The following is a 25,788-nucleotide window of genomic DNA, read 5'->3' as shown; positions in this document are numbered from 1 at the left end:
TCAGGATTTATGCCCTTCTCTGACAAAGTCGAGTATTGTATCCTTCACCTGTTCCACAGAAATACCCGATGAATCTACCAGCAGGGCGTCCCCCGCCCTTTGCAGGGGGGCCAGGTCCCGGCTCTCATCCCTCCTGTCCCTTTCGATGATTTGCATTTTTGCTTCTTCCATGCTTAAGTCGCTATTCTTCTCTTTATACTGGAGATAGCGTCTTTCTGCCCTTTCCTCGACAGACGCATCCAGAAAAATTTTTTTTTGCGCATCCGGGAATATGACTGTGGTAGTGTCTCTCCCTTCAACAACAAGGTCATGCCGGAGCGCAGCATCCCTCTGGATGTGGAAAAGGAAATCCCTCACGATTTTCCTCCCTGAAAACACCGAAGAATAATGATCGATCTCTTTCGATCTGATGCTGTCCGAGACATCATTTCCGTTCAGGAAAACCCTCCCATTGCTAAACGTTACCATGGTTCTGCCAAGGACTTCCTGCAGCGCATCATCCGGATCGTCAGGTTCGACCATGCTGTCTCTGAATGCCAGGGCAATCGCCCGGTAGAGCGCACCCGTGTCAAGGTAATGAAATCCGAGTTCTTCTGCGATAAGTTTTGCAATGGTAGTCTTGCCTGATCCGGATGGACCGTCTATTGCGACAACCCGCTTCACAGAGTAAGCCTCCGGATTATCTGGAAAAATCCGGGAAACGAAATATTCACTGACGATATGCCGTGTATCGTTGTTATGCCATCTGCAATAAGCCCGGCCATGGTCATAGCCATCGCAATCCTGTGGTCTCCGTAACTTTCAATATCAGCCCCCCGCAGGCTGCATCTTCCTCCGATACTCAACCCGTCTTCATATTCTTCTATTTCTGCACCCATCTTCCTCAGTTCGGTCGCCATGCTCCTTATCCTGTCAGACTCCTTCACACGGAGTTCCTCTGCGCCCCGGATAACTGTTGTACCCGTGGCCTGAGTAGCAGCTACGCAGAGTATGGGAAATTCATCGATAAGCGCCGGAATCTGTTTCTTTGTGATTGTTACTGCCTTCAATTCCGCACTACCCCTGCAGTGGATATCTGCAACCGGTTCTCCGGATATAACCCTTTCACTGGATATCCCGAGTTCTGCTCCCATTTCCTTCAGTATTCCGAGTAATCCGGTCCTCGTGGGATTGACGCATACGTCAGTTATGGCTATATCAGATTCCTTAACAAGCAGCGCCCCGACAAGAAAAAACGCAGCCGACGAGAAGTCTCCCGGTACATATACTTCGGCAGGCATGAGTTCTGTTCCTCCCCTGATACGCACCTGAAGGCCGTCGATGAGTATTTCTGCACCGAAGGCAGGCAGCATTCTTTCCGTATGATCTCTCGATTTCGCAGGTTCCTCAATTCCGGTTTCTCCGTCTGCATACAGGCCGGCCAGAAGTATCGCAGACTTCACCTGCGCACTGGCAACGGGCATCTGATAGGTAATGGGCTTCAGTTTCTTCCCCTTAATCGCCACAGGCGGATATTTGTCTCCGGCCCGCGCCAATATTTCAGCTCCCATCTGGCGTAACGGGGCAATTACCCGGGCCATGGGACGGGTCCTCAGCGATGCATCTCCGGTCAGAACCGAAAAAAAAGGGTTGCCCGAGAGAACCCCGGACAGCAGCCGTATCGTCGTGCCGGAATTTCCGCAATCGATAACGCCATGGGGCTCTTTCAGTCCGTGGATTCCGTTGCCGTTGACAATCAGGTCATCCCCTGTCGTATCGATATCGATACCCAGAGCCCTGAATGAATTGACCGTACTGAAGGGATCCTCTGCTTTAAGGAAGTTCTTTATGACGCTCTTCCCCTTTGAGAGGGAAGAAAAGATTACCGCCCTGTGGGATATGGACTTGTCAGGCGGCGGAGAAAATTCACCTTTGAACCTCTTTGCGGTATGAATCTCAATTCTGTCCAATACCTTCCCTCAGTGTCCGGGCCTTTTTGAAATCCTTTTCAAGGGACTCAAAATCGTAATCCCTGAGATACTGACTTAGCCTGTCCAGGTTGCGTCTGAACATCCCGACATATTCCAGGAGATTTTCCCTGTTCAGGGAACAGATGTCGCGCCACAGTTCAGGATGACTGGAGGCGATCCGTGTGGAATCCTTGAACCCCTGTCCTGAAAATGCAAGGAAAGAACTGTCTATGTCTGCCACGGTATTGACGAGTTCGTACGCAATGAGATGCGGAAGATGACTGACTGCTGCATAAATCCTGTCATGTGTATCAGGAGTGATAACGGTTACCAGAGAGCCGAAAGCTTCCCAGAGCGCAGCGACCTTATCAAAGGCGTTCTTGTCAGTATGCGCTGTTGGCGTAAGGATACACCTTGCACCTCTGAATATCTCTGCTGATGCGGTATCAATCCCTGAACGCTCACTCCCGGCTATCGGATGTCCGCCGACGAAGAAAACCCCCTCCGGCATCAACTCCTCCATGTCATACACAAGTTTCCCTTTCACACTGCCGACATCTGTGACTATGGCATTTTTCTTGAAAGAATCACGTATCTTCTGCGCAACATCCTTGAAAATACCTACAGGGGTAGCGAACACTATCAGGTCTGCGCCCTCACATACCTTCTCCGGGTCACAGGCAAAAACATCGATCATGCCTTTTTCTTCTGCCCTTCTGAGATTCTCCTCTGTTCTTCCATATCCGGCAACTTTGTTGCAGAGTCCTGTCTTTTTCAGGGCAAGGGCAAAAGACGCACCGATCAGACCAATGCCGAGTATGGCGACCTTGTCGAAAAAGAGAGGACTTGTTCTGTCTCTGTCCGCCATCAAATCTCTCTTCCGACAGCATTGGCTATCGCCTTCAGATCTTTCATCAGCCTCTTGAAATCACCTGGTTTCAGGGACTGTTCACCATCAGAAAGGGCCTCTTCAGGATTCGTATGCACCTCGATGATGAGTCCGTCAGCCCCTGCTGCCACCGCAGCCTTTGCCATAGGAGGAACAAGATCCCATCTTCCCACACCATGGCTCGGATCAACAACTATGGGAAGATGCGTGAGTTTTTTCAGAACAGGCACGGCGCTCAGATCAAGCGTATTCCTGGTCGCGGTTTCGAATGTCCTTATTCCCCTTTCGCAGAGGATTACCTGATGGTTCCCCTTTGACATGATATATTCTGCTGCCATAAGCCATTCCTTGATCGTTGCCGACAGACCCCTCTTGAGCAAAACAGGTTTCTTGGAAGTGCCCGCCTCAAGGAGCAGTCTGAAATTCTGCATGTTCCTTGCCCCTATCTGTATAATGTCAGCATATTTTGCGATGACCTCCATATCCCGGGGGTCCATCAATTCCGTCACGACAGGAAGGCCCCATTTTTTTCTCACATCTGCGAGATACTTCAATCCTTCTTCACCGAGGCCCTGGAAAGAATACGGGGAGGTACGCGGTTTGAATGCTCCACCCCGGATAAATGATGCCCCTGCATCGCTTACCTTCTCCGCAATGCTCATAAGTATCGTTTTGTTCTCGACCGCGCAGGGGCCTGCAATCACCTGTATTTTCTTTCCCCCGATGCTGTGTCCCCTCACATTTATTACTGTATCCTTCGGCCTGAAATCCCTGCTTGCAAGCTTGTAGGGCTTCAGGATTCTCATTACATCCTCTACCCCGGCCATCACCCTTATGGCATTCTCTTCCTCCTCGGTTATCTTGGAGGTATCCCCTATGACCCCGATGATGGTCCGCTCGGTACCTTTTGATATGTTCGTCTGAAGGCCCCGGCTTTCAAGCTTTTTTACGATATGTTTGAGTTCTTTTTCTGTTGCGCCCGGATTTAAGACAATAATGTCCATTTATTCCTCCATATCATGAGTTCGCAGTCATTCACGAAGTGGGCACTCCAATAAAATGACTATTGACTGATGACTTCCCTTAACGCCTCAACAAATCTTCTGTTTTCTTCAGGCATCCCAATTGTTACCCTTATCGCCTGCGGCCCCATCGGCCTGATAATGACGCCCAATCGCAATAATTTATCATTCAGAACAGTCGCATCCTGTTCCAGAGGCATAAATATAAAATTTGCTTCCGTAGAAACATACTTCATTCCGAGCAAATCAAGCTCCCTGTAAAGGTATTTCTTGCCCTGCTCGTTTATTTCCCTTGTGGCATTGACATGATCGTCATCTTTCAGCGCCGCCAGCGCCGCCTTCTGTGCAAGAGAGCTTGTATTGAAAGGCGGCCTGAGCTTGTTGATTTCGGTGATAATATCCTTTCTTGCTATCCCATACCCTATCCTGAGACCTGCGAGCCCATACATCTTTGAAAAAGTCCTGAGTATCAGCATATCTCTGCCGTCTCTGAAATGCTTCATGCTGTCAGCGTAATCACGGTCAGCGACATATTCATAGTACGCTTCATCCACCACAACCAGTATCCCGTCAGGCACCCGCTTCATCAGACGGTCAAATTCTGCCTGTGTGTTGATCGTCCCGGTCGGGTTATTCGGATTCGCGATGAACAGCATTTTTGTCCGAGGGGTAATCGCATCCCCCATGGCAGCCAGGTCATGGGTGAAATTTATCAGGGGTACCTGGACAGATTTTGCGCCTATTGCCTGTGTTGACATCGGATAGACAACAAAGGATGGATGGGCCATGACAGCCTCATCTCCGGGCTTCAGAAACGTCCTTGCGGCGATATCGATCAGCTCATTTGAGCCGTTCCCCAGAATAATCTCATCTTCATCAACAGACAGCTTTGCCGCTAATGCTTTCTTAAGATAATATCCGCTTCCATCCGGATACCTGTTTATGCTGTTTGAATGTTGCGTATGTGCCAGATCGTCCTGTATCGCTGCCAATGCCATGGGTGACGGACCCAGGGGGTTCTCATTGGATGCAAGCTTAACGGAATCACTGATTCCCAGTTCACGTTCCAGTTCTTCGACCGGTTTTCCGGGAACATAGGGTTTTATCTCTGCAATATACGAGGGTGGCTTAATCATTAAAAACCTCCGTGAGGATATGATCCGAGGATCTTGAGATAAAGGCAATTGTCTCTTACCATTTCGATCGCTTTGTTCAGTTTGCTGTCCTCAATATGTCCCTCCATGTCCGCAAAAAAAATGTATTCCCATGCCTTTCTCCTGGAGGGTCTCGATTCAATTTTGGTCAGATTGATTTTTGCCTTCTTGAATGGTTCTAGGATATCGTAGAGCGCACCCGGTTTATTTTTCACAGAGAACATGATCGAGGTTTTGTCTTTCCCGGATTTCTTCGGGAAATCCTTCGAGATCACCAGGAACCTTGTATAATTATCCTTATTGTCTTCGATACTTCTCTCCACAAACTGAAGGCTGTATATCTCGGAGGCAAGTTCGCTCGCGATAGCCGCCGCTTTTTCATCCCTTGATGCGAGGTCTGCTGCATTCGCAGTGCTTGTAGCCTCAATTATAGGTACGCCTGGCATATTGGCCGCAAGCCACTTTCTGCATTGTGTCGTTGCCGGGGTAAAGGAATAGATCTTCCTGATCCTGTTCCTCAAACCGCTTTTGGAAAGGAGGTTATGGTTAATCCTGAGCATGACCTCTGCTGAAACTTTCAGATCATAGTCATAAAACAGATCAAGCGTATAGCTGATAACGCCCTCATTGGAGTTCTCGATAGGCACAACCCCGAAATCCGCTTTATCGGTTGCGACTGCATCAAACACATCCTTGATACTTGCGACCGGCACAAATGAGGCAGACGCCCCGAAATGACGCAGGGCTGCGAGATGCGTAAAGGTCGCAAGCGGTCCCAGACATGCCACCTTTAAAGGCTCTTCGAGGGACAGAGAGGCTGAGAGGATTTCACGGTATATCACCTTCAGGGCTTCACTCGGAAACGGCCCCTTATTGAGGGTGGCAAGACGTTCCAATATTTGTCTCTCACGTTCAGGGGAATAAAATTTTGCATGTCTGTTCCGTTTAATGTGTGCGATATTAAGGACAATATTTGATCTTTCGTTCAGAAGACGTAAAACATTGGTGTCGATCCGGTCGATTTCTTTTCGTAGTTTCTCCAGTTCTTTCATGTTTCCCCTCGGAAATAGTTACCTGTGAATCTCTGAGAAGCAATCACGCGCAAGTTGCCGCATTTTTATTCAGAGATTAATATTACTCATTTTTGCTTATTTTTTCAATTGTTTCGAGCAAGTCCCGGCAACCGCGCCGAAAGTGCCGGATATTGCTCGTGCAGCGCCGGACCGGTGCTGATGCTATTTTTTTCAGCAGCCGGGCTCTCCGGGATGTCCGCAGCAGCTCTGCAGCCTGATGATCTTTCTGAAAAAATTCTTTACTACCAGCGCAAGCTTTTTCCGGAGCGGCATCTGCCGTTTCAGGTTGTCCAGGACCGCATGCACGTCCGGACGTTCATGCTCAGACATTTTAATACTCCTTTGAAGTGAAATTTCCTGCGTGCAGATATTCCTTCTGTTTTTTCATCTTTATGAGTGCCCGCATCATGTGCCTGCCAAATGCCGGCCGTTTGCCTCAATGTGTATTTCATTATAGAATATTGTGGAGGTGTGTAGTCAGCTGTGAGCTTTTTTCTTCTTATGCCATGAACCAGAAGCGCATCAGAACGCTCAAAGAGGGGACGATAAGGCCGGGGCCGGTCGTGTTCTGGATGAGCCGCGATCAGCGGGTCAGAGACAACTGGGCGCTGCTTTTCGCTCAGGAACTCGCACGTACACATAAAAAGCCCCTTGTGGTCGTCTTCTGTTTAGCAGCAGAATTCCTGGACGCCACCACACGACAATATCGCTTCATGCTGAAAGGGCTGCAGGAAGTCGAAAAACGCCTTAAAGAAAAAAATGTTCCCTTTATTCTTCTCACAGGATCACCGGAAGAGAAGATCCCCCGGTTTATCAGGCAGTGCAATGCGGGGGTACTGGTCAGGGATTTCGACCCTCTGAAGATCAAGAGGAGATGGGCAGATGCAGTATCCCGGAAAATAGCAATCCCCTTCTATGAAGTGGATGCCCATAATATTGTCCCCTGCTGGGTCGCCTCGCCAAAACAGGAATACGGCGCCTACACGATACGTCCGAAGATAAAGCGGGCATTGCAGGAATTTCTCAGTGCATTCCCCCGGTTCATGAAACACCCTTTCACATGGAAAAACAACACCACCTTAACAGACTGGCCGGAAATCATTGAGAAATTGCGTGTTGACAACATTCCTGAGGTCGACTGGATAAACCCCGGCGAAAAGGCCGCATCCCGGATGCTCAGGAACTTTATCAAAAACAGATTACCCTCCTACGCAACCCGGAGAAATGATCCTGCGCTTGATGCCCAGTCAAACCTTTCCCCGTATCTGCATTTTGGACATATCTCGGCCCAGAGGGTTGCCCTCGAGGTAATGAATTCGGGTGCGGGCAAGACCACAAGGGAGGCTTTTCTGGAGGAACTCATTGTCCGGAGAGAGCTTTCGGACAATTTCTGCTTCTATACTCCTCATTATGACACATGTGAAGGGTTCCCTCAGTGGGCGAAAAAGACGCTGCAGGAGCACAGAAAGGACCGGCGTCCGTACCTGTATCGCCTCGCACAATTCGAGAACGCAGAGACCCATGACGACCTCTGGAATGCAGCACAGACAGAGATGGTCTTCAAAGGGAAGATGCACGTCTACATGAGGATGTACTGGGCAAAAAAGATCCTTGAATGGACTAAGTCTCCAGAGGAGGCTATGGAAATAGCCATTTATTTAAATGACCGGTATGAACTCGACGGCAGAGATCCAAACGGGTACACCGGGATCGCATGGAGTATTGGCGGGGTTCATGACAGGGCATGGAACGAGCGTCCTGTCTTTGGAAAAATCCGGTACATGAGCTATAATGGATGCAGAGCAAAGTTCAATATAAAGAAATATATTCAGCAAGTCCGTTCTCTCATATGAAACCTTCTGGCAAAAAAATACCTGACAGAATCAGCAGGGGCAGTGCAAACATCCCCGAACGCCTGAAACGTATCGACAAAACCCAGCCTCATGCGGTCCTTGCAACCGACGCTGACGGACAGCCGTATGCTTCCCTGATCGCCTATGCACTCACCCCCGATGTGAAAGGGATCCTGTTTGCCACACCGAAATCCACGCGCAAATACCGGAACATCCTCAGGAACAGGAAGGTAGCCCTCCTGATCGATACCCGAACCAATACCGAAGGGGACTACATGCATGCTGAAGCGGTGACGATTCTTGGGAGTGCGCATCTGTTGAGGCGTGGCACAAAAAGGGAATCATTTGCGAAAATCTTTCTCAGAAAGCACCCGATGCTGAAGGATATCCTGAAATCACCCGGGACCGCACTTGTGCACATTGCAATTGAGCAGTGCATCCACGCAACAAGGTTTCAGAGCGTCACTGTCTGGCTCCCGCAGGGGGCATAAAGCAGAAGGGGTCTTTTTCTTCGATTATATTCAGGCCATGGCTGTAGGCAACCGCAAGGCATCCCCCGCAGACCGCACGGACAGCGCATCCCCTGCAGGCTGCACACCCTGACCGGTAACGGCCGGCCTCTGCTGAATCATATATTTCTGCAATTCCCTTATTGAAGATGTTGCCGAGATATGACGGGAGTTTCCGGCAGGCATGCACTTCCCCGTCCGGAAGAAGCGCAAGAAAGTTAAAGGCAGCCCCACACCCGTATCCTGCGCAGCCGCCGAAAAGTTCAGTGTTGCGTTCGTGCCTCAGGATATTGAACATATTGTCCTTAAGGCCGAGCACAGGATTGCCTTGCACTGCGCGTTCATATTCTTCCAGAAAAGCCCTGTACGCATCCCTCCCGGGCAAAACCAGGTTTGCTCCCTCGCCGACCATCGAAAGCCTGTTGAAATGGAACCTGTCTGTGTGGTCACGGAGAAGTTCAGCGAGCGGAATGATCTGATGCATATTGTCTTGTGTGAGGGTAAGCATTACCATCGAAAATATGCCGAGTTCACGGAGCAGCCGGAGGAATTCCATTACACGGTCAAAATGCCCCCTGCCCCGGATGTAATCATTATGTTCCGGCAGACCCTCGAGGCTCACCTGAATATGGGTAGGCATCTGTATGGAGAGCAGTTCCTCGAGTATTTCACGCCGAGCCGGATTGCCCAGAATCGCGAGTGAGAACCCGCGTTCGGAGGCCGCGCGGTAAAGTTCAATGAAACCGGGATACAGAAACGGGTTCCCGCCGGTAAAAGAGACAGCGCCGATGACATGCCTTGACCTGCAGAATACGCGGAGGTCGTCCAGCACCTTCACAGCCTGGTCCAATTGCATATGGGACCGGTCGCTGCGGTCGTAACAGTGCCGGCATTGCAGATCACAGGCCTGGGTAATATGCCACTGGAGCGTGAAACTGAAGGATTCAAGGAACTCTTCTCCGATGCCATCTTCTGCCCTGAATATGCGCGGATCACGTCGTATCCCCGAAGGAGGTGCGTTCAGAATCCCTTCCCGAACAGCCCCGTCGATTAAGGTATCAACTGCGCCTACCGGCAGTTTTCCTTCCGCAGCAACCTGTTCAGCGGAAATCGCCTCTGAAATCATCTTGAGAGACAGCAGGTCTTCGCTGGTTGCCGGCCGGAAACGGACTGCTCCGGTGCGTGCGACCTTCCAGAGAAGAATCATCTCTCTTCCTGATTCCGGTCTCCTGCATGATGCGGGTTTGGCAGGATTACATAACTCCGTCAGGTTCTGCCATGATACCTCCAGGATCCTGAGTGACGGATTGAGAGAGATTGCATCCGTATCTTTCCGGGAAGCCGGAGAAGTCATCTCAACTTCATGGATAGCCCATTCGAGGCGGGCGAGATCAGGGAGAAATTCAGGGATACCCTGCCCGCCCATCCTCTCTAGGCCGATGATTAACTGTTCGGGTTCCGGAGTGAATTCCTGTCCGTTCATGAGGCGCTGCCAGACTGCAGAACCTGCAATCTCGCGGCATGTCCTGTAGATATCATGAGTTTTTCTGTGAGAAGTGGTATTCATCTTGCTGTGCGATTATAGTGCACACTGCACTATTTTTTGCTTCCCGCTCAACTGCTTTGTCCAGGAGCTTTTTCTGTTTTGGTGCCACCTGCACCTTCTTTGGTACCTGCTCAGCTGCTTGGAGCAGGTGCCTGCTGAGCCGGAGCGGGAGCTTCCTGAGCAGTGGCAGGAGCCTCTTTTGCCGGAACAGGGGGTTCCTGAGGTTTCTGGGCACAACCGCCAATCAAGCTTGTTCCGGCCAGAAGCCCGGCGATACTCAGTCCTGCAAGGATTTTTTTGACATCCTTCCTGTCCATGTTCACCTCCTTTTCCCACAGGATTTGTGCTCTCTGTCAAAGACAGAGTCAATGCGCATTTTTCAAAAAAACACGACTATATTGGCAATATCTATGACAGTCGTGTCTTTTATAGAAAAATCTTATCAACCGCGGGGGGTACTGTCAAGTCAGCAGGTGTGCACGAAATTCCTGAAGTATGCTGCGTTGATACAGGAAGCCTGATCTCAGCCCGGCGTGGCGCGCATCTTTTCCGCAAGCTGTGCGAGCACATCCTCAAGTGGAACCGGGTCTCTTCCGGTAACCTCTTTGAATCTGTTCCTTTCCGGAACGGTATTGGTCCTCAGCCCCTCTGCAAGCGCAATAGCCACACTGTTGGGCACTCCGGTAATTAATTCCACCCAGAGCGTGGACAGGTATATTGCGAAAAAAGGGACAGGGAGAATAATGTTGCGCATCCCCCGTATTGCCTTGCCGCAGAGCGCAAGGAGATCCTTATATCGCACAATGTCAGATCCTATTTCGAAAATCTCATGCCCTTTTGCCTCTCTTGAAACGAGTGCCGCGAGACAGCTTGCCGCATCCTGCAGTGCAATGGGCGCACAGAGCGAATTGAGCCAGCGCGGGGTTATCATGACCGGCAGACGCTTCGCAAGGTAATACACAATGAGAAAAGATATGCTGCAGGTCTCAAGCAGAATACTCGCCCGTACTTCTGCAACCGGGATGCGGTAGGAGGCAAGTGCCTTTCCGGTCTCCATCCTGCTCGTGAGGTGCGGTGATACTGTTTTGCCCTCAGGAACAATTCCTCCCAGATAAATGATCTTTTTCACCCCCGCCTTCTCTGCCGCAGCACCTGTTGCGTGTGCAAGCCGGATATCGAGCTCTTCAAAATTCTTCGCTCCGAGTGAATGGATAAGGTAGATCAGTACCTCTGTGCCACCGAGGAAATGCTGCGCACTTGAAGGGTCAAGAAGGTTGACCTGCTTCCAGGCAACTCTTTTCTGTCTGAGATTCTGCGGGACTTCTGTTTCAGTCCGAAAAGAGGCGACAATGCCATGCTCCGGCGTCGTCAGAAGCTTTCTGATAAGGCTTTGCCCAACACAACCCGGCGCTCCCAGAACCGCTATATGCATATCTCCTCCTTTTTGCCTGTTTTATTACACTATATCAAATAGGAAGGTTGCGTGCCATATGCAGACCCTGTGATATAATGCATGGAGGGTCATGGATACGGTCGAAAAACTCCAGGTACTGTCCGGGGATTCCCGGTATGACCTTGCCTGCGCATGCGGTACCCGCAGGGATGAGCACCGGAGGAGGGGACCTGCAGGCAACTGGCTTTATCCTGTTACCCTTCCGCAGGGCGGGTATACCTTCCTGCTGAAAACCCTTCTTTCGAACGCCTGCACAAACGACTGCAGATACTGCCCTCTCCGTGCGGAAACCAATGTCCGGCGCTGCACCATGAAGCCGGAGGAGATTGCCCGCATATTCATGGAATATTATCAGAAAAGAAAGGTCTCCGGGCTTTTCCTGAGCTCCGCGGTCATAAGGAACGCTGATTACACGATGGACAGGATCAATGCCGTTGCGCAACTCCTCAGATACCGGCATAATTTCAGAGGATATATCCATCTGAAGATCATCCCGGGGGCATCTGATGCCGCGATCGAAGATTCCTTTTCGCTTGCGACTGCAGTATCGCTCAATATCGAAACCCCGGGGAAAAAGCATTTCGGGGCGCTCACGGACACCAAGGACTTTGACAGGGACATTCTCCGTCCGCTCAAACTGATGGGAAAGCTGTCCGGCAAAGGCATGAGATTTTCGAACGTCAAATGCACCACCCAGTTCATCGTCGGCGCATCCGATGAAACAGACTCCGAGATCATACACTACATGTTCGGCCTCTACAAGCGGCTGAATTTCAGGCGCATCTACTTTTCAGCCTACCAAAAAGGTCTCGGGCATCACGGGATTCCCGGAGAACGGCATCTGCCCGGAAACCCTGAAGTACCCTTCGTGCGGGAACATCGCCTTTATCAGACCGACTTTCTCATCAGGAAATACGGTTTTGCCAAAGAGGACATCCTGTTCGATATGACCGGGAACCTCCGTTTGGACAAGGACCCGAAACAGGTCTGGGCCGACAGCCATCCGGAATACTATCCGGTGAGGATAAATACCTCTGACAGAAAGGCCCTGCTCAGGGTTCCCGGATTCGGGCCGGAAACCGTCAGGAAAATTCTCGAGATGCGCAAAGAGAGAAAGATCACCTGCCTTGAAGCACTGGGAATCAGAGGCAGGAGAATCGGAAAAACAAAAGGGTATGTGATCCTTGAGTGAAGCAGCCTGTTCTGTTGCATTCAGGAACTGATGATAACAAAAGACTTTCCCGTCAAACTGCATCCTCCCTGCGCGTGAATAATCTTTCTGCAGATAAACAAATGCAGTATTATGAATTTTTGCTATGATAAAGCATAATGGCATTTATACGAGCAACAGACTGCACCACGAATTTCAGTGCATATAAACGGTGATATTCTGTGTGTAGAGAGGAATATGGAAAAACTCCGCATACTCATTCTTGAAGACAATCCCAACGATGCTGAACTGATACAGTACGAACTGCGCAGGGGGAGACTGTCATTTGCTGCGGAGAAAGTTGAAACACGGAAAGACTTTCAAAAAGCTCTGGAAGAGTTCATGCCGGATATAATCCTCGCTGATTATACCCTTCCTCAGTTCGATGGACTGTCCGCCCTCGCAATCTCCAAGGAACGCTCACCGGATGTGCCGGTTGTTTTTGTGACCGGCACCATGGGCGAAGAAGTGGCAGTTAATGCATTAAAAAAGGGGGCCACAGATTATGTACTCAAGGAACGTCTGTCACAGCTTGTGCCTGCGGTAACCCGCGCGTTGCGCGAAGCCATCGGGAAAGCCGAAAGAAAACGGGCGGAAGAACTCCTCCGTGAATCGGAGGAGCGCTATCGCTCATTGATCGAAAATGCCTATGACATGGTGCAAAGCGTTGCCCCGGATGGCCGGTTCAAGTATGTAAATTCAGCATGGCGAAAGGTTACAGGGTATACATGGGACGAACTGCAGCACATTACCATCTTTGATATTCTGCATCCGAGTTGCATTCCCCATTGCATGCAGGACTTTCAGAGGGTAATGTCAGGAGAATCCCTGAACAATGTCGAAGCCGTCTTTGTTGCAAAAGACGGGCGGAACATCGACGTCAGGGGAAGCGTAACCCCGCGAATTATCGGCGATACGATAATTGGCTCCCAGGGGATATTTCGTGATATCACCGAACGGAAGCGTGCCGAAGAAGCAATAAAGAAGAATGAGGAAAAATACCGGAATATCTTCCAGAGCATACAGGATGTATATTATGAAACAGACCTGGACGGCACAATACTGGAAGCCAGTCCTTCAATCGAGGCAGTTACAAGAGGACAATATGCGCGGGATGATGTGCTCGGGAAGTCAATACTCGATTTTTATGCAGACCCGAAGGTGAGAAATGCCCTTCTCAAGATTTTGTTGGAACATGGGAAGGCACATGATTACGAAATAACTCTCAGAAACCGTGACGGTTCTCTGATCCCGTGTTCAATTTCTGCAATGATACAACGCGATGCTGAGGGAAGGCCGGTAAAGGTTGTGGGCAGTCTGCACGATATTTCCGAGCGCAAGCAGGCCGAACAAAAGCTGTCTGAAAACAGGGAACAATTGAAGGCAATTCTGGACAATATCCCTGATATCGCCTGGCTGAAAGATGAGGAAAGCAGGTTTATTGCGGTGAACAGACCTTTCGGCGATGCATGCGGAGTAAGCCCTGACGAACTGTACGGTAAAACGGATCTGGATATCTGGACAAAGGAACTTGCCGAACGGTACAGAGCCGACGATAAGGAGGTCATGGCAACACGGAGACGGAAACAGGTCGAAGAGCCGCTGATCGACAAAAAGGGCAACAAGACGTGGATAGAGACGATTAAAACGCCTATTTTCAATGCGATGGGTGAAGTGATCGGCACGACCGGAATTGCCCGCGACATCACGGAACGCAAACGATCAGAAGATGAACTTTATAACAATTACTATACTCAGTCAGCGATCAGCATGATGCTCAGTTTATCGCTCGAAAAAATTACGCTCGAACTGTTCCTGCAAAAAACCCTCAACACGCTGCTTTCGCTTCCATGGCTTTCGTCAGAAACACGCGGCAGCATCCATCTTGTTGAAGATGCCTCTGAGGTGCTTGTGCTGAAAGCCCACTATAACCTCCCTGCACAGCTCATTCAATCATGCTCTCGCGTGCCTTTCGGCAAATGCCTTTGCGGAATGTCTGCACAGACCGGGGAAATCCTCTTTGCCGACCATATTGACGAGCGCCATGAAATCTGCCGGGAGGAAATGCTGCCGCACGGTCATTATATTGTTCCTATCCTGTACATGGGAAAAACATTGGGGATAATAAACCTGTATCTGAATGCAGGCCATAGCAGAAACCAGAGAGAAGAAGAATTCCTGCGTGCCGTTGCCGACACCCTTTCCGGTGTTCTTGTCCGGAAACAGGCGGAAATACAGTTGCAGGAAAGCAGCAGGAAGCTCAGCACGCTAATCAATAACCTTCCGGGGATCGTTTACCGCTGCGCAAACGATCCCCAGTGGACAATGGAATATCTGAGCGAGGGGGTTTTTGATCTGACCGGATATCCAGCCGAAGAGTTCATCGGCAATCGCGTCAGAACATTCGCGTCCCTTATTGATCCGGAAGATCGTCAGAAAATTGCCGAATCAGTCCGGAAGGCCCTGCATGAGAAAAAGCCCTATACTCTTGAGTACAGGATTACCACCGCATCAGGCAGCCAGAAATGGGTCTGGGGAAGAGGTTCCGGGGTATTTGCCGGAGATGCCCTGCAGGCACTCGAAGGGATTATCACTGATGTAACCGAGCGAAAAACAATGGAAGACAGAATTGAATACCTCGCGTACTATGACAGCCTGACAGGACTTCCGAACAGAAACCTTTTTCTTGACAGGCTGACACAGGGGATCGCAAGGGCTGAATACAGCAGGAGGCTTGTTGCAGTCCTCATGATCGATATCGACAGGTTTAAATCCATAAATGATACCTATGGCCTTGATACCGGGGATGCGGTATTGAGAGAGACGGGGGTACGGTTTCAGGAATCTGTCCGCGAGGGAGACACCGTTGCACGTCTCGGAAATGACGATTTCGGGATTTTGCTGATCGATATTGCCCAGCCTGAAGATATTATCATCGTTGTCGAAAAAATCATGAGAAACGCCTCTCACCCCATCCTTCACAACGGGAATGAACTTGTGATCACACTCTGTGTCGGGATATCGGTATATCCCGATGACGGAGAAGACGCTTCCTTCCTCGTAAAAAATGCGGACCTCGCCTTTGTAAAGGCAAAACAGCAGGGAAGGAAGAACTATCAGTTTTACACTGAAGGCATGGATGTGAAGGCATCAGAGTTCGTGCTCATGGAAAAGAACCTCTTCAGTGCAATGAAAAATGAAGAGTTCATCCTGCATTATCAGCCATACTGGGATATCAGCACAAAAAAGATTACCGGCATGGAAGCCCTGTTGCGCTGGCAAAGTCCGGAATCAGGACTGGTATCTCCCGGAAAATTTATCCCGGTTCTTGAAGACACGCGAATGATCATCGAGGTCGGCGAATGGATTCTCAGAACAGCGATCAGGCAGGTGAAGGAATGGCAGGACAGGGGTCGTTCCATTGTTCCTGTATCGGTAAATCTCTCGCTGATTCAATTCAGACAGAAAGACCTGTCTCAGATGATAGAGAAGATAATCAGGGCATCAGGCTTTTATCCTTCGCTTCTCACCCTGGAAATAACCGAGAGCGCCTTCATGCAGGATATAGACTTCACCTTTTCAGTGCTTGAAAATCTCAAGAGAATCGGGGTTTCTGTCTCGATTGACGACTTTGGCACAGGGTATTCATCGCTGGCGCACCTGAAAAGATTCCCGATCGACAATCTGAAGATCGATATGTCCTTCATACGGGAAATGACCATAGACCCCGATACCGCATCGATCATCATGGCCATCATTTCGATGGCACATACGCTGCAGCTGAAGACCATTGCTGAAGGCATCGAAACAGAGGAGCAATGGAAATTCCTGCGGCTTCTCAGATGCGACATGGGACAGGGGTTTTATTTCAGCAGACCTCTTCCTGCAGAAGAAGCAGAGAAACTCCTCACATAGAGTGAGAGAGTCGTATGCGCACTGTCTGCGCTTATCGGGCCCAGGGGATTATCCGATGAATCGTGCTATCTCATCAGTGCTCACCCTGTCCGTCCTGGAACTGTTCACCGGAGATTCCCAATCGGGATAGCCGAGGGATATGCCGAGCACCAGCCTCTTTGCTTCAGGTATCTTCAGGAACTCCTTCACCTGCCGGGCATAATCGGTAAGAAATGCCTGGGGGACTGTCCCGAGGCCATACGCATGTGCTGCCAGCATGATGTTTTGCGCAAAAAGGCCGATATCAAAAAGGGACCAGGGTGTGAGCGAAGAGTCCTGGAAGAGAAACATGCCGTGAGGCGCTCCGTAGAATCTGAAATTTGCAATTTTTGCCTTTCTTCTCACATCAGGGTCGTTCAGATCCTTTCCCGTGAGTTCACTTCTCTTTTTCATGAGCGCATGTATCCTCGCCTCTATGTCAGGGGGCCATGCCTGCGGTTCAGGAAGATCAGGGCATGACGGCGTATCGCTTTCCAGAAGACCCACGAGGTGGCCGGATAACTGCTCTTTTTTCTCTCCCGAAATAATAATGACCTCCCACGGCTGGCTGTTTTTGTATGAAGGACTCCATTTCGCCGTGTCGATGACCTTTTTGATAATCTCCACAGGTATGACGTCAGGCTTGAATTTTCTTATACTCATTCTTGTCATGATGCATTCGATTGCGTCCATGATACCCTCCTTCAGAAAAATGCATTAGGTTTCAGTAAAGCATACCTTATTCTGGTATCATATTACAAAAAATGCTGGATTGACGCCGAATGAATTCTCACATTCTTCTCGCGAGGAACACTCTCTGGAAATCGCTTGTGGAGGCAACAGAGAACGCGCTGCGGACCGGCGCACAGTTGCCTGTTCCCACCGCATGGGACTTTATTGAAGATGGAGGGGTGCGGTTCTTCGTACGGATTATTGATGCCCTGCAGAGGAAGCATCAGGCCAGGCAGAAACAGCATGAGACCGCGGCTGCAGGAAATCATGCAAATCCCTTTCTCCCTTACGACAAAGACCTTTTTGTAGCGGATATTTCTGAAAGCCACGTAGCGCTGCTCAATAAATATAATGTTGTGCACCATCACCTTCTGATCATCACGCGGCATTTCGAAGACCAGGAAACGCTCCTGACACGTGCCGATTTTGAGGCACTCTGGGTCTGTATGGCCGAATACAACGGGCTGGGTTTTTATAACGGGGGAGAAGCTGCGGGAGCCAGTCAGCGGCATAAGCACCTCCAGATGATTCCTCTGCCGGTGGCTCCGGAAGGTCCGGAGACTCCCATTGAGACGCTTTTCCCATCAGCACGCTCCGGAGAACCGGGGTCGATCGCCGCGTTTCCATTCAGAAACGCGTTTGTATGGCTCGAACCTGACATCGTTCATTCACCGTTCAATGCAGCCCGCGAGACTCACAGGCTTTATGCTGCGCTGCTCGCACAGACCGGCCTCGCTCCGCCCGATACGAGATATCTGCGCACACAGTCAGCGCCCTACTGTCTCCTGATTTCCCGCACCTGGATGTTCCTCGTGCCGAGATCACGCGAATTTTTCGGGACGATTTCCATCAACTCGCTCGGGTTTGCAGGAGCACTGCTTGTACGTGATGAGGACCAGATGGAGTTCCTGAAAAGAAACGGTCCGATGAACGCGCTCAGGAGCGTGGCGATCCCCCCTTAACCCTTATTATTCATGAATTTTTCTGATTTTCCTGAAGACAGAGTATTTTTGCTCATTCTCGGTCGTTGATTTCCGGATCGGCTTTTAATCTCTCGGCCTCAGTTTCACGATTGTCGCCCCCCAGCCCCCGGCCTCGTGGCCGGCCAGTCCGAACGAAACGACCCACGGCAAACGTGTGAGGATTGCGTGGACGGTTTCCCTGAGCATGCCAGTGCCTTTACCGTGAATGATACGAACATCGAGGATTCCTTTCTCCCTGCAGGCATTAAGGTAGTCAGGGAGCAGGTCTTTCACCTCGCGGGGGTGAAAGGTGTGGAGGTCCAGCGTCCCGTCGACCGGGAGTTCAACCGGCTCTGCATGCTCGTGTTCAGGGTATTCTTCCATGCGCACGTGTTTACTTTTTTCAGGTCATCTGCCTGTCAGACATGCGAAAAGACAGAAAATCGTTCTGAAACATTATGATATACTTTTTTATGAGAAAAATTCCCCGGAAGGTTATCGCGAATATTCGCTGCATCTTTCAGCTACTCCGCGGTCTGTGTGCCAAAACCCTTGTTATGATGACAATCCTGGGCTTCTGCTGCACAAGTATGCAGGTTCAGGCTGAACCCGTATCTGAGCAGAATGATGCCCCCCTTGCAAAAATCATAGAGGCGTACGGTGGCAGGGAAAAGCTTGCAGGGGTCGTTTCGGTATCGGCGGAAGGCCGAATAAAAAAATATCTGCCTGAGGATGAAGGCGACTATTTCCGGTATATGAAACGAGAGAGAAAACTGCTCGTGGAGATCAGATACAGGCATTCCTCTGAGACGAGAATCCTGAACGGGACAAAAGGCTACCGGGGGGTCGGGGGAAAGACAGAACCGGTGCAAGGCCCCGCGTATATCGCAATGGTGTATCAGTACAACCAGACAGACCTTCCCTTCGGATTTCTCGACGGCTCTTTCAGGGTGCTCAGCCGCGAGAAAGGCAGCCTGGACGGTGCTGAAACTGAGATTTTCATGCTCGAAGACAATTACAGAAACGACCTGGAAGTCCATATTGATTCAAAAAGCTTTCTGATCCTGAAGGTTGTCGGCTATTTTAAGGTCGGCAGGAACAGGACGAGCCTGACAGCTGAATTCTCGGATTTCAGGAAAGTTGAGGGGATTCTTTTCCCGTTCAGGATAGTAAATTTTGCGAGAAACAACAGGCTCAGTGAAACCACAATCACAAAATACAGCTTGAATCCCGTTTTCAATGAATCAAGGTTCAGAACCGATTAACCGGGACAGAGACACTTCAGGGGTCTGAAATCTCCGTATGCCTGATCATCTTCCCCTTGCACATGTAAATGATCATCTCCGCGATATTTGTTGCATGATCGGCAATCCGCTCGAGGTACTTCGCGATATATGTCCTCTTGATTGCCAGGGGAATGATCTTCGGGTCCTGAATCATTAAGGCGAGGAGTTCTTCAAAATTCCTGACGGTGAGATCGTCCACTTCATCGTCCCTCTTGATTACTTCATAGGGCAGACGCGAACACCCTGTCACAAACGAATCGAGCGCATCCCTCACCATCTGCTGGGTAATTTCTGCCATCTTGGGAATGTTGACAAACGGTTTCAGCTGGGGTTCCTGATTCAGTTCGATCGCCCTTTCCGCGATATTTACCGCCATATCCCCCATCCGTTCAAGGTCTGTCGTAATTTTCATGGCAGTGGTGATAAGCCGCAGGTCCCGTGCCATTGGCTGCCTGAGGGCGATCAGGCGCACGCACTCCTCGTCTATTTTGACATCAAGGGCATTGACCAGATGGTCATACTTAATCACCTCCCTGGCGAGTTCACTGTCTCTCTCCACAAGGGCTTTTACAGAATCCCGGATGGCATTCTCGACCATGCATCCGAGCTTCAGGACATTTTCGCGGAGTTCCTTCAACTCATTATCAAAAATAGCCATTATCCGAATCTCCCTGTTATGTATTCTTCAGTGAGTTTGTGCTGGGGGTTCACAAATATGCCATCCGTTTCGCCGAATTCGACCAGTTCTCCCAGATACATGAATGCGGTATAGTTCGATATCCTCGCTGCCTGCTGCATGTTGTGTGTCACTATCACTATGGTAACAGTTTTCTGCAGTTCCTGGAGCAGATTTTCTATATGCGCAGTCGAAATGGGATCAAGTGCAGAGGTGGGCTCATCGAAGAGGATCACCTCAGGCTCCTGCGCCAGGGACCGGGCGATGCAGAGCCGCTGCATCTGGCCTCCGGAAAGGCTGAGCCCTGATTCATTCAGCTTGTCCTTTACCTCTTTCCACAGGTCTGCCCTCACAAGCGCATTCTCGATGATCTCATCGAGCCGTCTTTTCTTTTTTATGCCGCGGATTTTCGGACCATATGCCACATTCTCGTATACAGAGTTGGGAAAGGGATTGGGCTTCTGAAAGACCATGCCGACCCTTCTCCGCAATTCGATCACATCGGTATCCTTATCATAAATATTCACCCCCCGGAAAAACACCGTGCCCTCTACCCTCGAAGTCAGGATAAGGTCATTCATCCTGTTCAGAGACCTGAGCAGTGTCGATTTCCCGCAGCCGGAGGGACCTATCACCGCAGTAATCTTATTCGCCTCGATATTGAGCGTAACGTTCTTTACCGCCATAAAACTGCCGTAAAGGATGCTGAAATCATGCATTGCGAAAATATTTTTTTCTTCTACCATGCCCTCTTCTTTCGCTGTCTCGACCGAAGTATTATGCCCAAAAGGTTCATGCCAAGTACAAGGATGATAAGCGTCAGCGCAGTTCCGTACTGGATCGGTCTTGTCTCCTCTATATGGGTGCCTGCGGTTGCAAGCACATAAATGTGATAGGGCAATGCCATCACAGGCTCGAACAGCGATCTCGGTATCCCGGGGGTAAAGAACGCTGCCGCAGTGAACATGATCGGAGCGGTTTCTCCCGAAACCTTCGCGGTGCCGAGGATTGCGCCGGTCAGGATTCCCGGCATCGCGGTGGGCAGGACGACCTTCCGTATCGTCTGCCATTTCGTGGCGCCGCATGCCAGAGACGCTTCCCTGAAGCTGTAAGGAACCGCCTTAATCGCTTCTTCAGCCGTCGATATGATATAGGGCAATACCATAATTGCAAGGGTCAGCGACCCTGCGATCAGACTCATTCCGAAATTAAATGCAACAACAAAAACCGCCAGCCCGAAGAGGCCGAAAACGACCGACGGAACACCGGCAAGGGTATAAATGGACATCATGATGGTCTTGAGAAGCATACCGGGTTTTGAATATTCCGCAAGGAAAATGGCCGTAATCACCCCGACCGGAATGACCAGAAGCATGCAGAACAATGTCAGCAGGATTGTTCCGACAATGACCGGCATGATCCCCCCCTTTGTCATCGCATCAACAGGCGGCAGGGTAATGAAATCCCAGTTCAGGACAGCAATGCCATTGTATGCAACAAAAAAAAGGATGACAAACAGCGTGAGGGCCCCGGAAAAACCGAACATCCTTATGAGCGAGAGGAAAAACTCCTGTTTCAGATTAAACCGTTTTTTTCTCACTTCTGAAAATGGTTTACGCACAGGGGATGTAATCCGGCTCATACCTTTTCCCCGATTCGCACGGCCCGGTACTTCCTGGAAATGAAATCAGAAATGAGGCTGAGGACAAAAGTGAACAGGAAGAGGAGCGCACCCACCCCGAAAAGCGCATGATAATGGAGACTTTGATACGGTGCCTCGGCCATTTCAGCCGCGATTGCCGAAGGCATCGGCCGGGCAGGGTCAAAAAACCAGTGAGGCACGACCGCCGCTCCACCCGCTACCATCAGTACGATCATGGTCTCGCCAACTATCGTGCCGATGCCAAGAATTACCGCGACGCTCAGTCCCGATACAGAAGCGGGAATGACCACTTTCCAGATGGTTTCCCACTTGTCTGCCCCCAGAGAATAGGAAGCCTCCCTGTAGGTGCGGGGAACCGCGGTCAGAGCATCTTCTGCAATGCTTGCGATAACCGGCACGGCCCTGACCATGAGCATCAGCGCGGCGGTGGAAATATTCAGTCCCGAAGCGATGAACAGCTTGTCATAGCAGAAGTCCGCCAGGGTTGTGGACAGAAAGGGAATACCGGTGCTTCTCAGCAGTTCCGGAAGCGTTTCCGAAAGCATCGGGGAGAGCCAGTTGGAAAGTATCGGAGCGATAATCACCATGCCGAAGAACCCGAGCACCACTGAGGGAAAGCTCGCGAGCATTTCGATAAGGGGTTTCAGAATTTCCTTGACCCGGTGATTGGCCACTTCGGCGATGTAGACCGCCGTCGCCAGTCCCAGAGGAATCGCCATAACCGCGGTAAGCACAGTTACAGTCACAGTTCCCATGATGAGGGGAAACATGCCAAAGCTCGGCGGGTCATAGGTGGGATACCATTCGCTGCCGAATATCACCTTCGCAACGCCTGCTTTATAAAAAATATAAAAGGCCTCCCTGAAGAGGAAGAACCCTATCAGGAGAAGGATGATGACCGAGGCAAGACCGACTGTGCTTACGATCAGCTCAACCGTCTTTTCCTTTGTCTGCCATTTCATAATTGCAATAAAAAGGGGTCAGGGATCATCTCGGACCCTTGCACCCTTGCGCCCTCTCTTTACTTGATACTCACGTACTTCACTTCATTGACCACCTTCTGCCCTTCTTTTGAGAGCATGAAATCAATGAATTTTGCGATTATACCGGCGGGTTTCCCGTTCGTATACATGTAGAGCGGCCGTGCGACCGGCCATGAGCCGTCACGCACACTTGCCGGTGATGCTGCCTTGCCATTGACCTTGAGAACTTTTGCCGTTTTCTCGATATATCCTATGCCGATATACCCGAGGGCATATCTGTTCTTTGCAACCGTCTGCACTGCCTGTCCGTTGGAGGCAACGAGAAGCGCGTCAGGTCTTACCCTGTCGCCCTTCAGGACTTTTTCCTCCCAGACCTCATATGTCCCTGAGCTGGTATCTCTTGAGACCACAGATATCGGTCTGTCCGGGCCGCCAAGTTGCTTCCAGCTTCTGATTTTTCCGTTGTACACATCCCTAAGCTGTTCCAGGGAGATGTCATTAATCTTCATGGAGGGATGCACTATAGGAACTATGCCGTCAAGGGCAACCTCGTGTCCGGTAAGTGTTACTCCCTTTGCTTTGCCGGAGGCTACTTCCTTGTCCTTTGCCTCCCTCGAGCTTGTTGCAATATTTGTGGTTCCGTCAATGAGCGCCTTAATGCCGGTTCCCGAACCGCTGCCTGATACGAACACCCTGATCTTCGGGTTCTTTTTCATGAATACCTCTGCCGCCTTCTGGGCGATCGGCAATACCGTCGTTGAACCATCGATCCTCAGGTCTTCAGCAAAAGAAATGCCGCCAAAGGCAAATGCGAAGAGAAGTGTGAATAGTATCGTCAGATTTTTTTTCATTGCGTTCCTCCTTTAGGGTACATTACCGTTTCAATATTACAGGAATGTTACAGCGCTGTTAAGTTTTCGTTACATTTCTCACCCCAGGGAAATACCTCCAGCAATGTTCTTTCCATTATTACCCAAATCCAGCTATACGCATAGTCATTGCGAGTCCCGAATGCTTTCGGTATTCGCAAGTACCTGTTTGCCAAACATTTGAGTCATTTATCATCGGAGCTGAGATATTACAAGTGATGGTGTTGCATAATAAAGGATTCAAACAATCCCTGCAGGATAAGACAGGAGGCATTATGATTGCCACAGATACGATTTCCTTACAGACAAAAGGCTTCAGTGATATTCTCGATATCAGCGGTCCGGTTACAAAGATCGTTAAACAATCAGATATTCAGAACGGACTGGTTACTGTTTTTTGCACGGGTTCCACGGGAGGCATTACTACTATCGAATATGAATCGGGCGTCATCAACGACCTGAAAAAGGCCATAGAAAAAATAGTGCCCTCCGATATTCCCTATGAACACGACAGAAGATGGGGAGACGGGAATGGGTTCTCCCATGTCAGGGCAGCGCTTATGAAGCCGTCTCTTACAATTCCCCTGGTGGAAGGAAGGCTCGTGTTGGGGACCTGGCAGCAGATTGTCTTTATCGATTTTGACAACCGGGGAAGGGACAGGAATATCGTGGTGCAGATTATGGGGGAATGAACGGTATATCAATCAGTAATGGCTCTTGTGCACTTCCTTCATCAATTACCACCACATACATTTTTCAAAATGAATAAAAAATGGCATATCTCCCTCTGTTCCTCTATTATTCATCAATACAGCTTAATTTACTTCAATAACATCTACTTCAAAATTCAGAATCTTACCTGCAAGCGGATGATTTAAGTCTACAACGATAACATTTTCCTTTACTTCTGTGATCCTGGCTCCAAACGTTTGACCGTCTGGTCTTGTACCATGTAACATCATCCCTACCTCTGGCTTCACGGCACTGTCAAGTCTTTTCTGTAAATTCTGATCAGGGCATTATTCTCAAGGGTTTTCATGAATACCATTATGCCGCAATCCTTTGAAGTTTTGATGCACGTATCTTCGCAAGAATTGCCTTTGCCTCTTTGCTCATACTCACTCCATTCCAGTTAAGCTCATTGAGCTGCCAGTAAACCATGGTGAGTGCTCGCTCTTCATTGTGAAACCTGCCAGCCGTTCTTACTCTGCGCTTCACCTCCTTGAAACTCCGCTCCACAACATTCGTCGTCCGTATTCTAAGCCAGTGCTGATAAGGATATTTATAATAGGTCAAACAGTTCTCTATCCCTTCGGTGAGACACTCTACTGCTGAAGGATATTTCATGCTCCACTTCTTTTTGAACATCTCCACCGCTTCCTTGGCGTGCTCATAGGTCGAGGCGTAGAATACCTTTCGCACCGACTCCTTCACTGAAGCTTTATCCTGTTCAAGCACTTTATCCAGCACGTTTTCAGTCCTGTGCTTGGTGCAGTGCTGTGTATCCGATTCAGGGAAGACTTCATCCACCGCTCTGATGAGTCCGGGACAGCCGTCAATGACTGTGAGCATCGGCTCGCTCAGTCCCCTCTTTCCGAGATCCTCCAGAAATCCCTTCCATGCATTGTATGATTCCCGGTTGCCGAGAGATACGCTTACCAGTTCCCGGCTGCCGTCCTCCAGAAACGCCCAGGCTACCAGTACCGCCTCTTTCTCCCTTGTTTCCGCTCTCACCCCCAGCCGTATTCCGTCAAGGATGAGATATACCGGTTTCAGCGTCGACAGGTCCCTTTTCTTCCAAACATTGAATTCCTCTACGATCCTGCTGCTGATCCGCATAACATTCTGGTGACTTAGCCCTTTCTTCCCTATGAGCTTACCCACTGCTTTCTTTACTTTGGAGTCATGTCAATAGGTGTGTAAAAAGCATTTAGGCGGCCATCCTTTCAAGCACCTTGGTTTCCTGCTTCAATACACCATCGACAAAAGTCCTTCCTTTATAAACATCAGCCAATAACCAGTATCC

25 protein-coding genes and 1 pseudogene are annotated in these 25,788 nt (G+C 49.9%); 7 read left to right on the top strand and 19 right to left on the bottom strand.

Features of this window, described 5'->3' with window-relative positions; genetic code table 11:
- From cmk to AB1552_09515, 7 genes are all read right to left on the bottom strand, one after another.
- Positions 1-663 carry a (d)CMP kinase gene (gene cmk / locus AB1552_09545; GenBank protein ID MEW6054013.1) on the bottom strand — a complete coding sequence of 221 codons (663 nt, stop codon included), beginning with the start codon at positions 661-663 and terminating at the stop codon, positions 1-3.
- The gene (gene aroA / locus AB1552_09540) at positions 660-1,949 is read right to left on the bottom strand and encodes a 3-phosphoshikimate 1-carboxyvinyltransferase (protein ID MEW6054012.1); all 1,290 of its coding nucleotides are present in this window, start codon (positions 1,947-1,949) and stop codon (positions 660-662) included. The genes cmk and aroA overlap by 4 nt, the downstream gene beginning before the upstream one ends.
- Positions 1,936-2,817, bottom strand: coding sequence for a prephenate dehydrogenase/arogenate dehydrogenase family protein (locus AB1552_09535; protein ID MEW6054011.1), 882 nt, complete (start codon positions 2,815-2,817; stop codon positions 1,936-1,938). Before AB1552_09535 ends, aroA begins: the two co-directional genes overlap by 14 nt.
- On the bottom strand, positions 2,817-3,842 hold the full coding sequence (aroF, locus tag AB1552_09530; protein MEW6054010.1) for a 3-deoxy-7-phosphoheptulonate synthase: 1,026 nt from the start codon (positions 3,840-3,842) through the stop codon (positions 2,817-2,819). The genes AB1552_09535 and aroF overlap by 1 nt, the downstream gene beginning before the upstream one ends.
- 59 nt (positions 3,843-3,901) lie before the next feature.
- Positions 3,902-4,996, bottom strand: a complete 1,095-nt coding sequence (hisC, locus tag AB1552_09525; protein MEW6054009.1) for a histidinol-phosphate transaminase — start codon at positions 4,994-4,996, stop codon at positions 3,902-3,904.
- On the bottom strand, positions 4,996-6,066 hold the full coding sequence (pheA, locus tag AB1552_09520; GenBank protein ID MEW6054008.1) for a prephenate dehydratase: 1,071 nt from the start codon (positions 6,064-6,066) through the stop codon (positions 4,996-4,998). Before pheA ends, hisC begins: the two co-directional genes overlap by 1 nt.
- Positions 6,067-6,258: 192 nt before the next feature.
- Positions 6,259-6,417 carry a hypothetical protein gene (locus tag AB1552_09515; GenBank protein MEW6054007.1) on the bottom strand — a complete coding sequence of 53 codons (159 nt, stop codon included), beginning with the start codon at positions 6,415-6,417 and terminating at the stop codon, positions 6,259-6,261.
- A 176-nt stretch (positions 6,418-6,593) separates the two neighbouring features.
- Between AB1552_09515 and AB1552_09510 the strand changes: the two genes are divergently transcribed.
- Positions 6,594-7,940, top strand: a complete 1,347-nt coding sequence (locus tag AB1552_09510; GenBank protein ID MEW6054006.1) for a deoxyribodipyrimidine photo-lyase — start codon at positions 6,594-6,596, stop codon at positions 7,938-7,940.
- Positions 7,937-8,431, top strand: a complete 495-nt coding sequence (locus AB1552_09505; GenBank protein ID MEW6054005.1) for a pyridoxamine 5'-phosphate oxidase family protein — start codon at positions 7,937-7,939, stop codon at positions 8,429-8,431. Before AB1552_09510 ends, AB1552_09505 begins: the two co-directional genes overlap by 4 nt.
- Here AB1552_09505 and sbtM read toward each other — a convergent pair.
- The 3 genes from sbtM to AB1552_09490 all read right to left on the bottom strand — a co-directional run bounded on the left by sbtM (position 8,403) and on the right by AB1552_09490 (position 11,427).
- Complete coding sequence (sbtM, locus tag AB1552_09500; GenBank protein ID MEW6054004.1) at positions 8,403-10,016, bottom strand: thio(seleno)oxazole modification radical SAM maturase SbtM; 1,614 nt, start codon at positions 10,014-10,016, stop codon at positions 8,403-8,405. The genes AB1552_09505 and sbtM overlap by 29 nt on opposite strands.
- 110 nt (positions 10,017-10,126) lie before the next feature.
- A complete protein-coding gene (sbtA, locus tag AB1552_09495; GenBank protein ID MEW6054003.1) occupies positions 10,127-10,312 on the bottom strand; it encodes an SbtA family thio(seleno)oxazole RiPP natural product precursor in 186 nt (61 codons plus the stop codon).
- Between the two features lie 206 nt (positions 10,313-10,518).
- Entirely contained in the window at positions 10,519-11,427 is a 909-nt protein-coding gene (locus tag AB1552_09490; GenBank protein ID MEW6054002.1) for an NAD(P)H-binding protein, read from the bottom strand.
- Between the two features lie 91 nt (positions 11,428-11,518).
- On the opposite strand from AB1552_09490, the gene AB1552_09485 reads away from it, so the two are divergent.
- Both AB1552_09485 and AB1552_09480 read left to right on the top strand, forming a co-directional pair.
- Positions 11,519-12,640 carry a radical SAM protein gene (locus AB1552_09485; protein ID MEW6054001.1) on the top strand — a complete coding sequence of 374 codons (1,122 nt, stop codon included), beginning with the start codon at positions 11,519-11,521 and terminating at the stop codon, positions 12,638-12,640.
- A gap of 216 nt (positions 12,641-12,856) precedes the next feature.
- On the top strand, positions 12,857-16,573 hold the full coding sequence (locus AB1552_09480) for a PAS domain S-box protein (GenBank protein MEW6054000.1): 3,717 nt from the start codon (positions 12,857-12,859) through the stop codon (positions 16,571-16,573).
- A gap of 48 nt (positions 16,574-16,621) precedes the next feature.
- On the opposite strand, the gene AB1552_09475 is transcribed toward AB1552_09480, so the two are convergent.
- Positions 16,622-17,284, bottom strand: a complete 663-nt coding sequence (locus AB1552_09475) for a nitroreductase (protein ID MEW6053999.1) — start codon at positions 17,282-17,284, stop codon at positions 16,622-16,624.
- 89 nt (positions 17,285-17,373) lie between these two features.
- On the opposite strand from AB1552_09475, the gene AB1552_09470 reads away from it, so the two are divergent.
- Positions 17,374-18,285 (top strand): phosphorylase, encoded by a 912-nt coding sequence (locus AB1552_09470; protein MEW6053998.1) that lies wholly within the window; start codon positions 17,374-17,376, stop codon positions 18,283-18,285.
- 84 nt (positions 18,286-18,369) lie between these two features.
- Here the strand turns inward: AB1552_09470 and AB1552_09465 are convergent, their stop codons facing one another.
- A complete protein-coding gene (locus AB1552_09465; GenBank protein MEW6053997.1) occupies positions 18,370-18,669 on the bottom strand; it encodes a Smr/MutS family protein in 300 nt (99 codons plus the stop codon).
- A gap of 89 nt (positions 18,670-18,758) precedes the next feature.
- On the opposite strand from AB1552_09465, the gene AB1552_09460 reads away from it, so the two are divergent.
- A complete protein-coding gene (locus AB1552_09460; GenBank protein MEW6053996.1) occupies positions 18,759-19,550 on the top strand; it encodes a hypothetical protein in 792 nt (263 codons plus the stop codon).
- Positions 19,551-19,566: 16 nt separating this feature from the next.
- Here the strand turns inward: AB1552_09460 and phoU are convergent, their stop codons facing one another.
- The 5 genes from phoU to AB1552_09435 are packed head-to-tail and all read right to left on the bottom strand — an operon-like array spanning position 19,567 to position 23,744.
- Complete coding sequence (gene phoU, locus AB1552_09455) at positions 19,567-20,229, bottom strand: phosphate signaling complex protein PhoU (GenBank protein MEW6053995.1); 663 nt, start codon at positions 20,227-20,229, stop codon at positions 19,567-19,569.
- Positions 20,229-20,993 carry a phosphate ABC transporter ATP-binding protein PstB gene (gene pstB / locus AB1552_09450; protein MEW6053994.1) on the bottom strand — a complete coding sequence of 255 codons (765 nt, stop codon included), beginning with the start codon at positions 20,991-20,993 and terminating at the stop codon, positions 20,229-20,231. The genes phoU and pstB overlap by 1 nt, the downstream gene beginning before the upstream one ends.
- Complete coding sequence (gene pstA / locus AB1552_09445) at positions 20,987-21,889, bottom strand: phosphate ABC transporter permease PstA (protein ID MEW6053993.1); 903 nt, start codon at positions 21,887-21,889, stop codon at positions 20,987-20,989. The genes pstB and pstA overlap by 7 nt, the downstream gene beginning before the upstream one ends.
- Entirely contained in the window at positions 21,886-22,872 is a 987-nt protein-coding gene (pstC, locus tag AB1552_09440; protein MEW6053992.1) for a phosphate ABC transporter permease subunit PstC, read from the bottom strand. Before pstC ends, pstA begins: the two co-directional genes overlap by 4 nt.
- A gap of 59 nt (positions 22,873-22,931) precedes the next feature.
- Entirely contained in the window at positions 22,932-23,744 is an 813-nt protein-coding gene (locus AB1552_09435; protein ID MEW6053991.1) for a phosphate ABC transporter substrate-binding protein, read from the bottom strand.
- Positions 23,745-24,037: 293 nt separating this feature from the next.
- Here AB1552_09435 and AB1552_09430 point away from each other — a divergent pair, with 293 nt between their 5' ends.
- The gene (locus AB1552_09430; protein ID MEW6053990.1) at positions 24,038-24,454 is read left to right on the top strand and encodes a secondary thiamine-phosphate synthase enzyme YjbQ; all 417 of its coding nucleotides are present in this window, start codon (positions 24,038-24,040) and stop codon (positions 24,452-24,454) included.
- A gap of 123 nt (positions 24,455-24,577) precedes the next feature.
- On the opposite strand, the gene AB1552_09425 is transcribed toward AB1552_09430, so the two are convergent.
- Both AB1552_09425 and AB1552_09420 read right to left on the bottom strand, forming a co-directional pair.
- Positions 24,578-24,724 (bottom strand): hypothetical protein, encoded by a 147-nt coding sequence (locus tag AB1552_09425; protein ID MEW6053989.1) that lies wholly within the window; start codon positions 24,722-24,724, stop codon positions 24,578-24,580.
- An 85-nt stretch (positions 24,725-24,809) separates the two neighbouring features.
- Positions 24,810-25,649: pseudogene (locus AB1552_09420) on the bottom strand (IS256 family transposase).
- Positions 25,650-25,788: the final 139 nt, after the last annotated feature.

The organism is Nitrospirota bacterium (genome assembly GCA_040754395.1).
In the GTDB taxonomy this organism is placed as follows: domain Bacteria; phylum Nitrospirota; class Thermodesulfovibrionia; order Thermodesulfovibrionales; family SM23-35; genus JBFMCL01.
The sequence above is the reverse complement of the archived record's forward strand: the minus strand, read 5'-3'. Positions and strand labels throughout refer to the sequence as shown.

What these genes read in the sequence shown, in the direction of transcription:
- AB1552_09535 (MEW6054011.1), bottom strand. Translation starts at nt 2,817, where the DNA reads ATGGCGGACAGAGACAGAACAAGTCCTCTCTTTTTCGACAAGGTCGCC.
- aroF (MEW6054010.1), bottom strand. Translation starts at nt 3,842, where the DNA reads ATGGACATTATTGTCTTAAATCCGGGCGCAACAGAAAAAGAACTCAAA.
- hisC (MEW6054009.1), bottom strand. Translation starts at nt 4,996, where the DNA reads ATGATTAAGCCACCCTCGTATATTGCAGAGATAAAACCCTATGTTCCC.
- pheA (MEW6054008.1), bottom strand. Translation starts at nt 6,066, where the DNA reads ATGAAAGAACTGGAGAAACTACGAAAAGAAATCGACCGGATCGACACC.
- AB1552_09515 (MEW6054007.1), bottom strand. Translation starts at nt 6,417, where the DNA reads ATGTCTGAGCATGAACGTCCGGACGTGCATGCGGTCCTGGACAACCTG.
- AB1552_09510 (MEW6054006.1), top strand. Translation starts at nt 6,594, where the DNA reads ATGAACCAGAAGCGCATCAGAACGCTCAAAGAGGGGACGATAAGGCCG.
- AB1552_09505 (MEW6054005.1), top strand. Translation starts at nt 7,937, where the DNA reads ATGAAACCTTCTGGCAAAAAAATACCTGACAGAATCAGCAGGGGCAGT.
- sbtM (MEW6054004.1), bottom strand. Translation starts at nt 10,016, where the DNA reads ATGAATACCACTTCTCACAGAAAAACTCATGATATCTACAGGACATGC.
- sbtA (MEW6054003.1), bottom strand. Translation starts at nt 10,312, where the DNA reads ATGGACAGGAAGGATGTCAAAAAAATCCTTGCAGGACTGAGTATCGCC.
- AB1552_09490 (MEW6054002.1), bottom strand. Translation starts at nt 11,427, where the DNA reads ATGCATATAGCGGTTCTGGGAGCGCCGGGTTGTGTTGGGCAAAGCCTT.
- AB1552_09485 (MEW6054001.1), top strand. Translation starts at nt 11,519, where the DNA reads ATGGATACGGTCGAAAAACTCCAGGTACTGTCCGGGGATTCCCGGTAT.
- AB1552_09480 (MEW6054000.1), top strand. Translation starts at nt 12,857, where the DNA reads ATGGAAAAACTCCGCATACTCATTCTTGAAGACAATCCCAACGATGCT.
- AB1552_09475 (MEW6053999.1), bottom strand. Translation starts at nt 17,284, where the DNA reads ATGGACGCAATCGAATGCATCATGACAAGAATGAGTATAAGAAAATTC.
- AB1552_09470 (MEW6053998.1), top strand. Translation starts at nt 17,374, where the DNA reads ATGAATTCTCACATTCTTCTCGCGAGGAACACTCTCTGGAAATCGCTT.
- AB1552_09465 (MEW6053997.1), bottom strand. Translation starts at nt 18,669, where the DNA reads ATGGAAGAATACCCTGAACACGAGCATGCAGAGCCGGTTGAACTCCCG.
- AB1552_09460 (MEW6053996.1), top strand. Translation starts at nt 18,759, where the DNA reads ATGAGAAAAATTCCCCGGAAGGTTATCGCGAATATTCGCTGCATCTTT.
- phoU (MEW6053995.1), bottom strand. Translation starts at nt 20,229, where the DNA reads ATGGCTATTTTTGATAATGAGTTGAAGGAACTCCGCGAAAATGTCCTG.
- pstB (MEW6053994.1), bottom strand. Translation starts at nt 20,993, where the DNA reads ATGGTAGAAGAAAAAAATATTTTCGCAATGCATGATTTCAGCATCCTT.
- pstA (MEW6053993.1), bottom strand. Translation starts at nt 21,889, where the DNA reads ATGAGCCGGATTACATCCCCTGTGCGTAAACCATTTTCAGAAGTGAGA.
- pstC (MEW6053992.1), bottom strand. Translation starts at nt 22,872, where the DNA reads ATGAAATGGCAGACAAAGGAAAAGACGGTTGAGCTGATCGTAAGCACA.
- AB1552_09435 (MEW6053991.1), bottom strand. Translation starts at nt 23,744, where the DNA reads ATGAAAAAAAATCTGACGATACTATTCACACTTCTCTTCGCATTTGCC.
- AB1552_09430 (MEW6053990.1), top strand. Translation starts at nt 24,038, where the DNA reads ATGATTGCCACAGATACGATTTCCTTACAGACAAAAGGCTTCAGTGAT.
- AB1552_09425 (MEW6053989.1), bottom strand. Translation starts at nt 24,724, where the DNA reads ATGATGTTACATGGTACAAGACCAGACGGTCAAACGTTTGGAGCCAGG.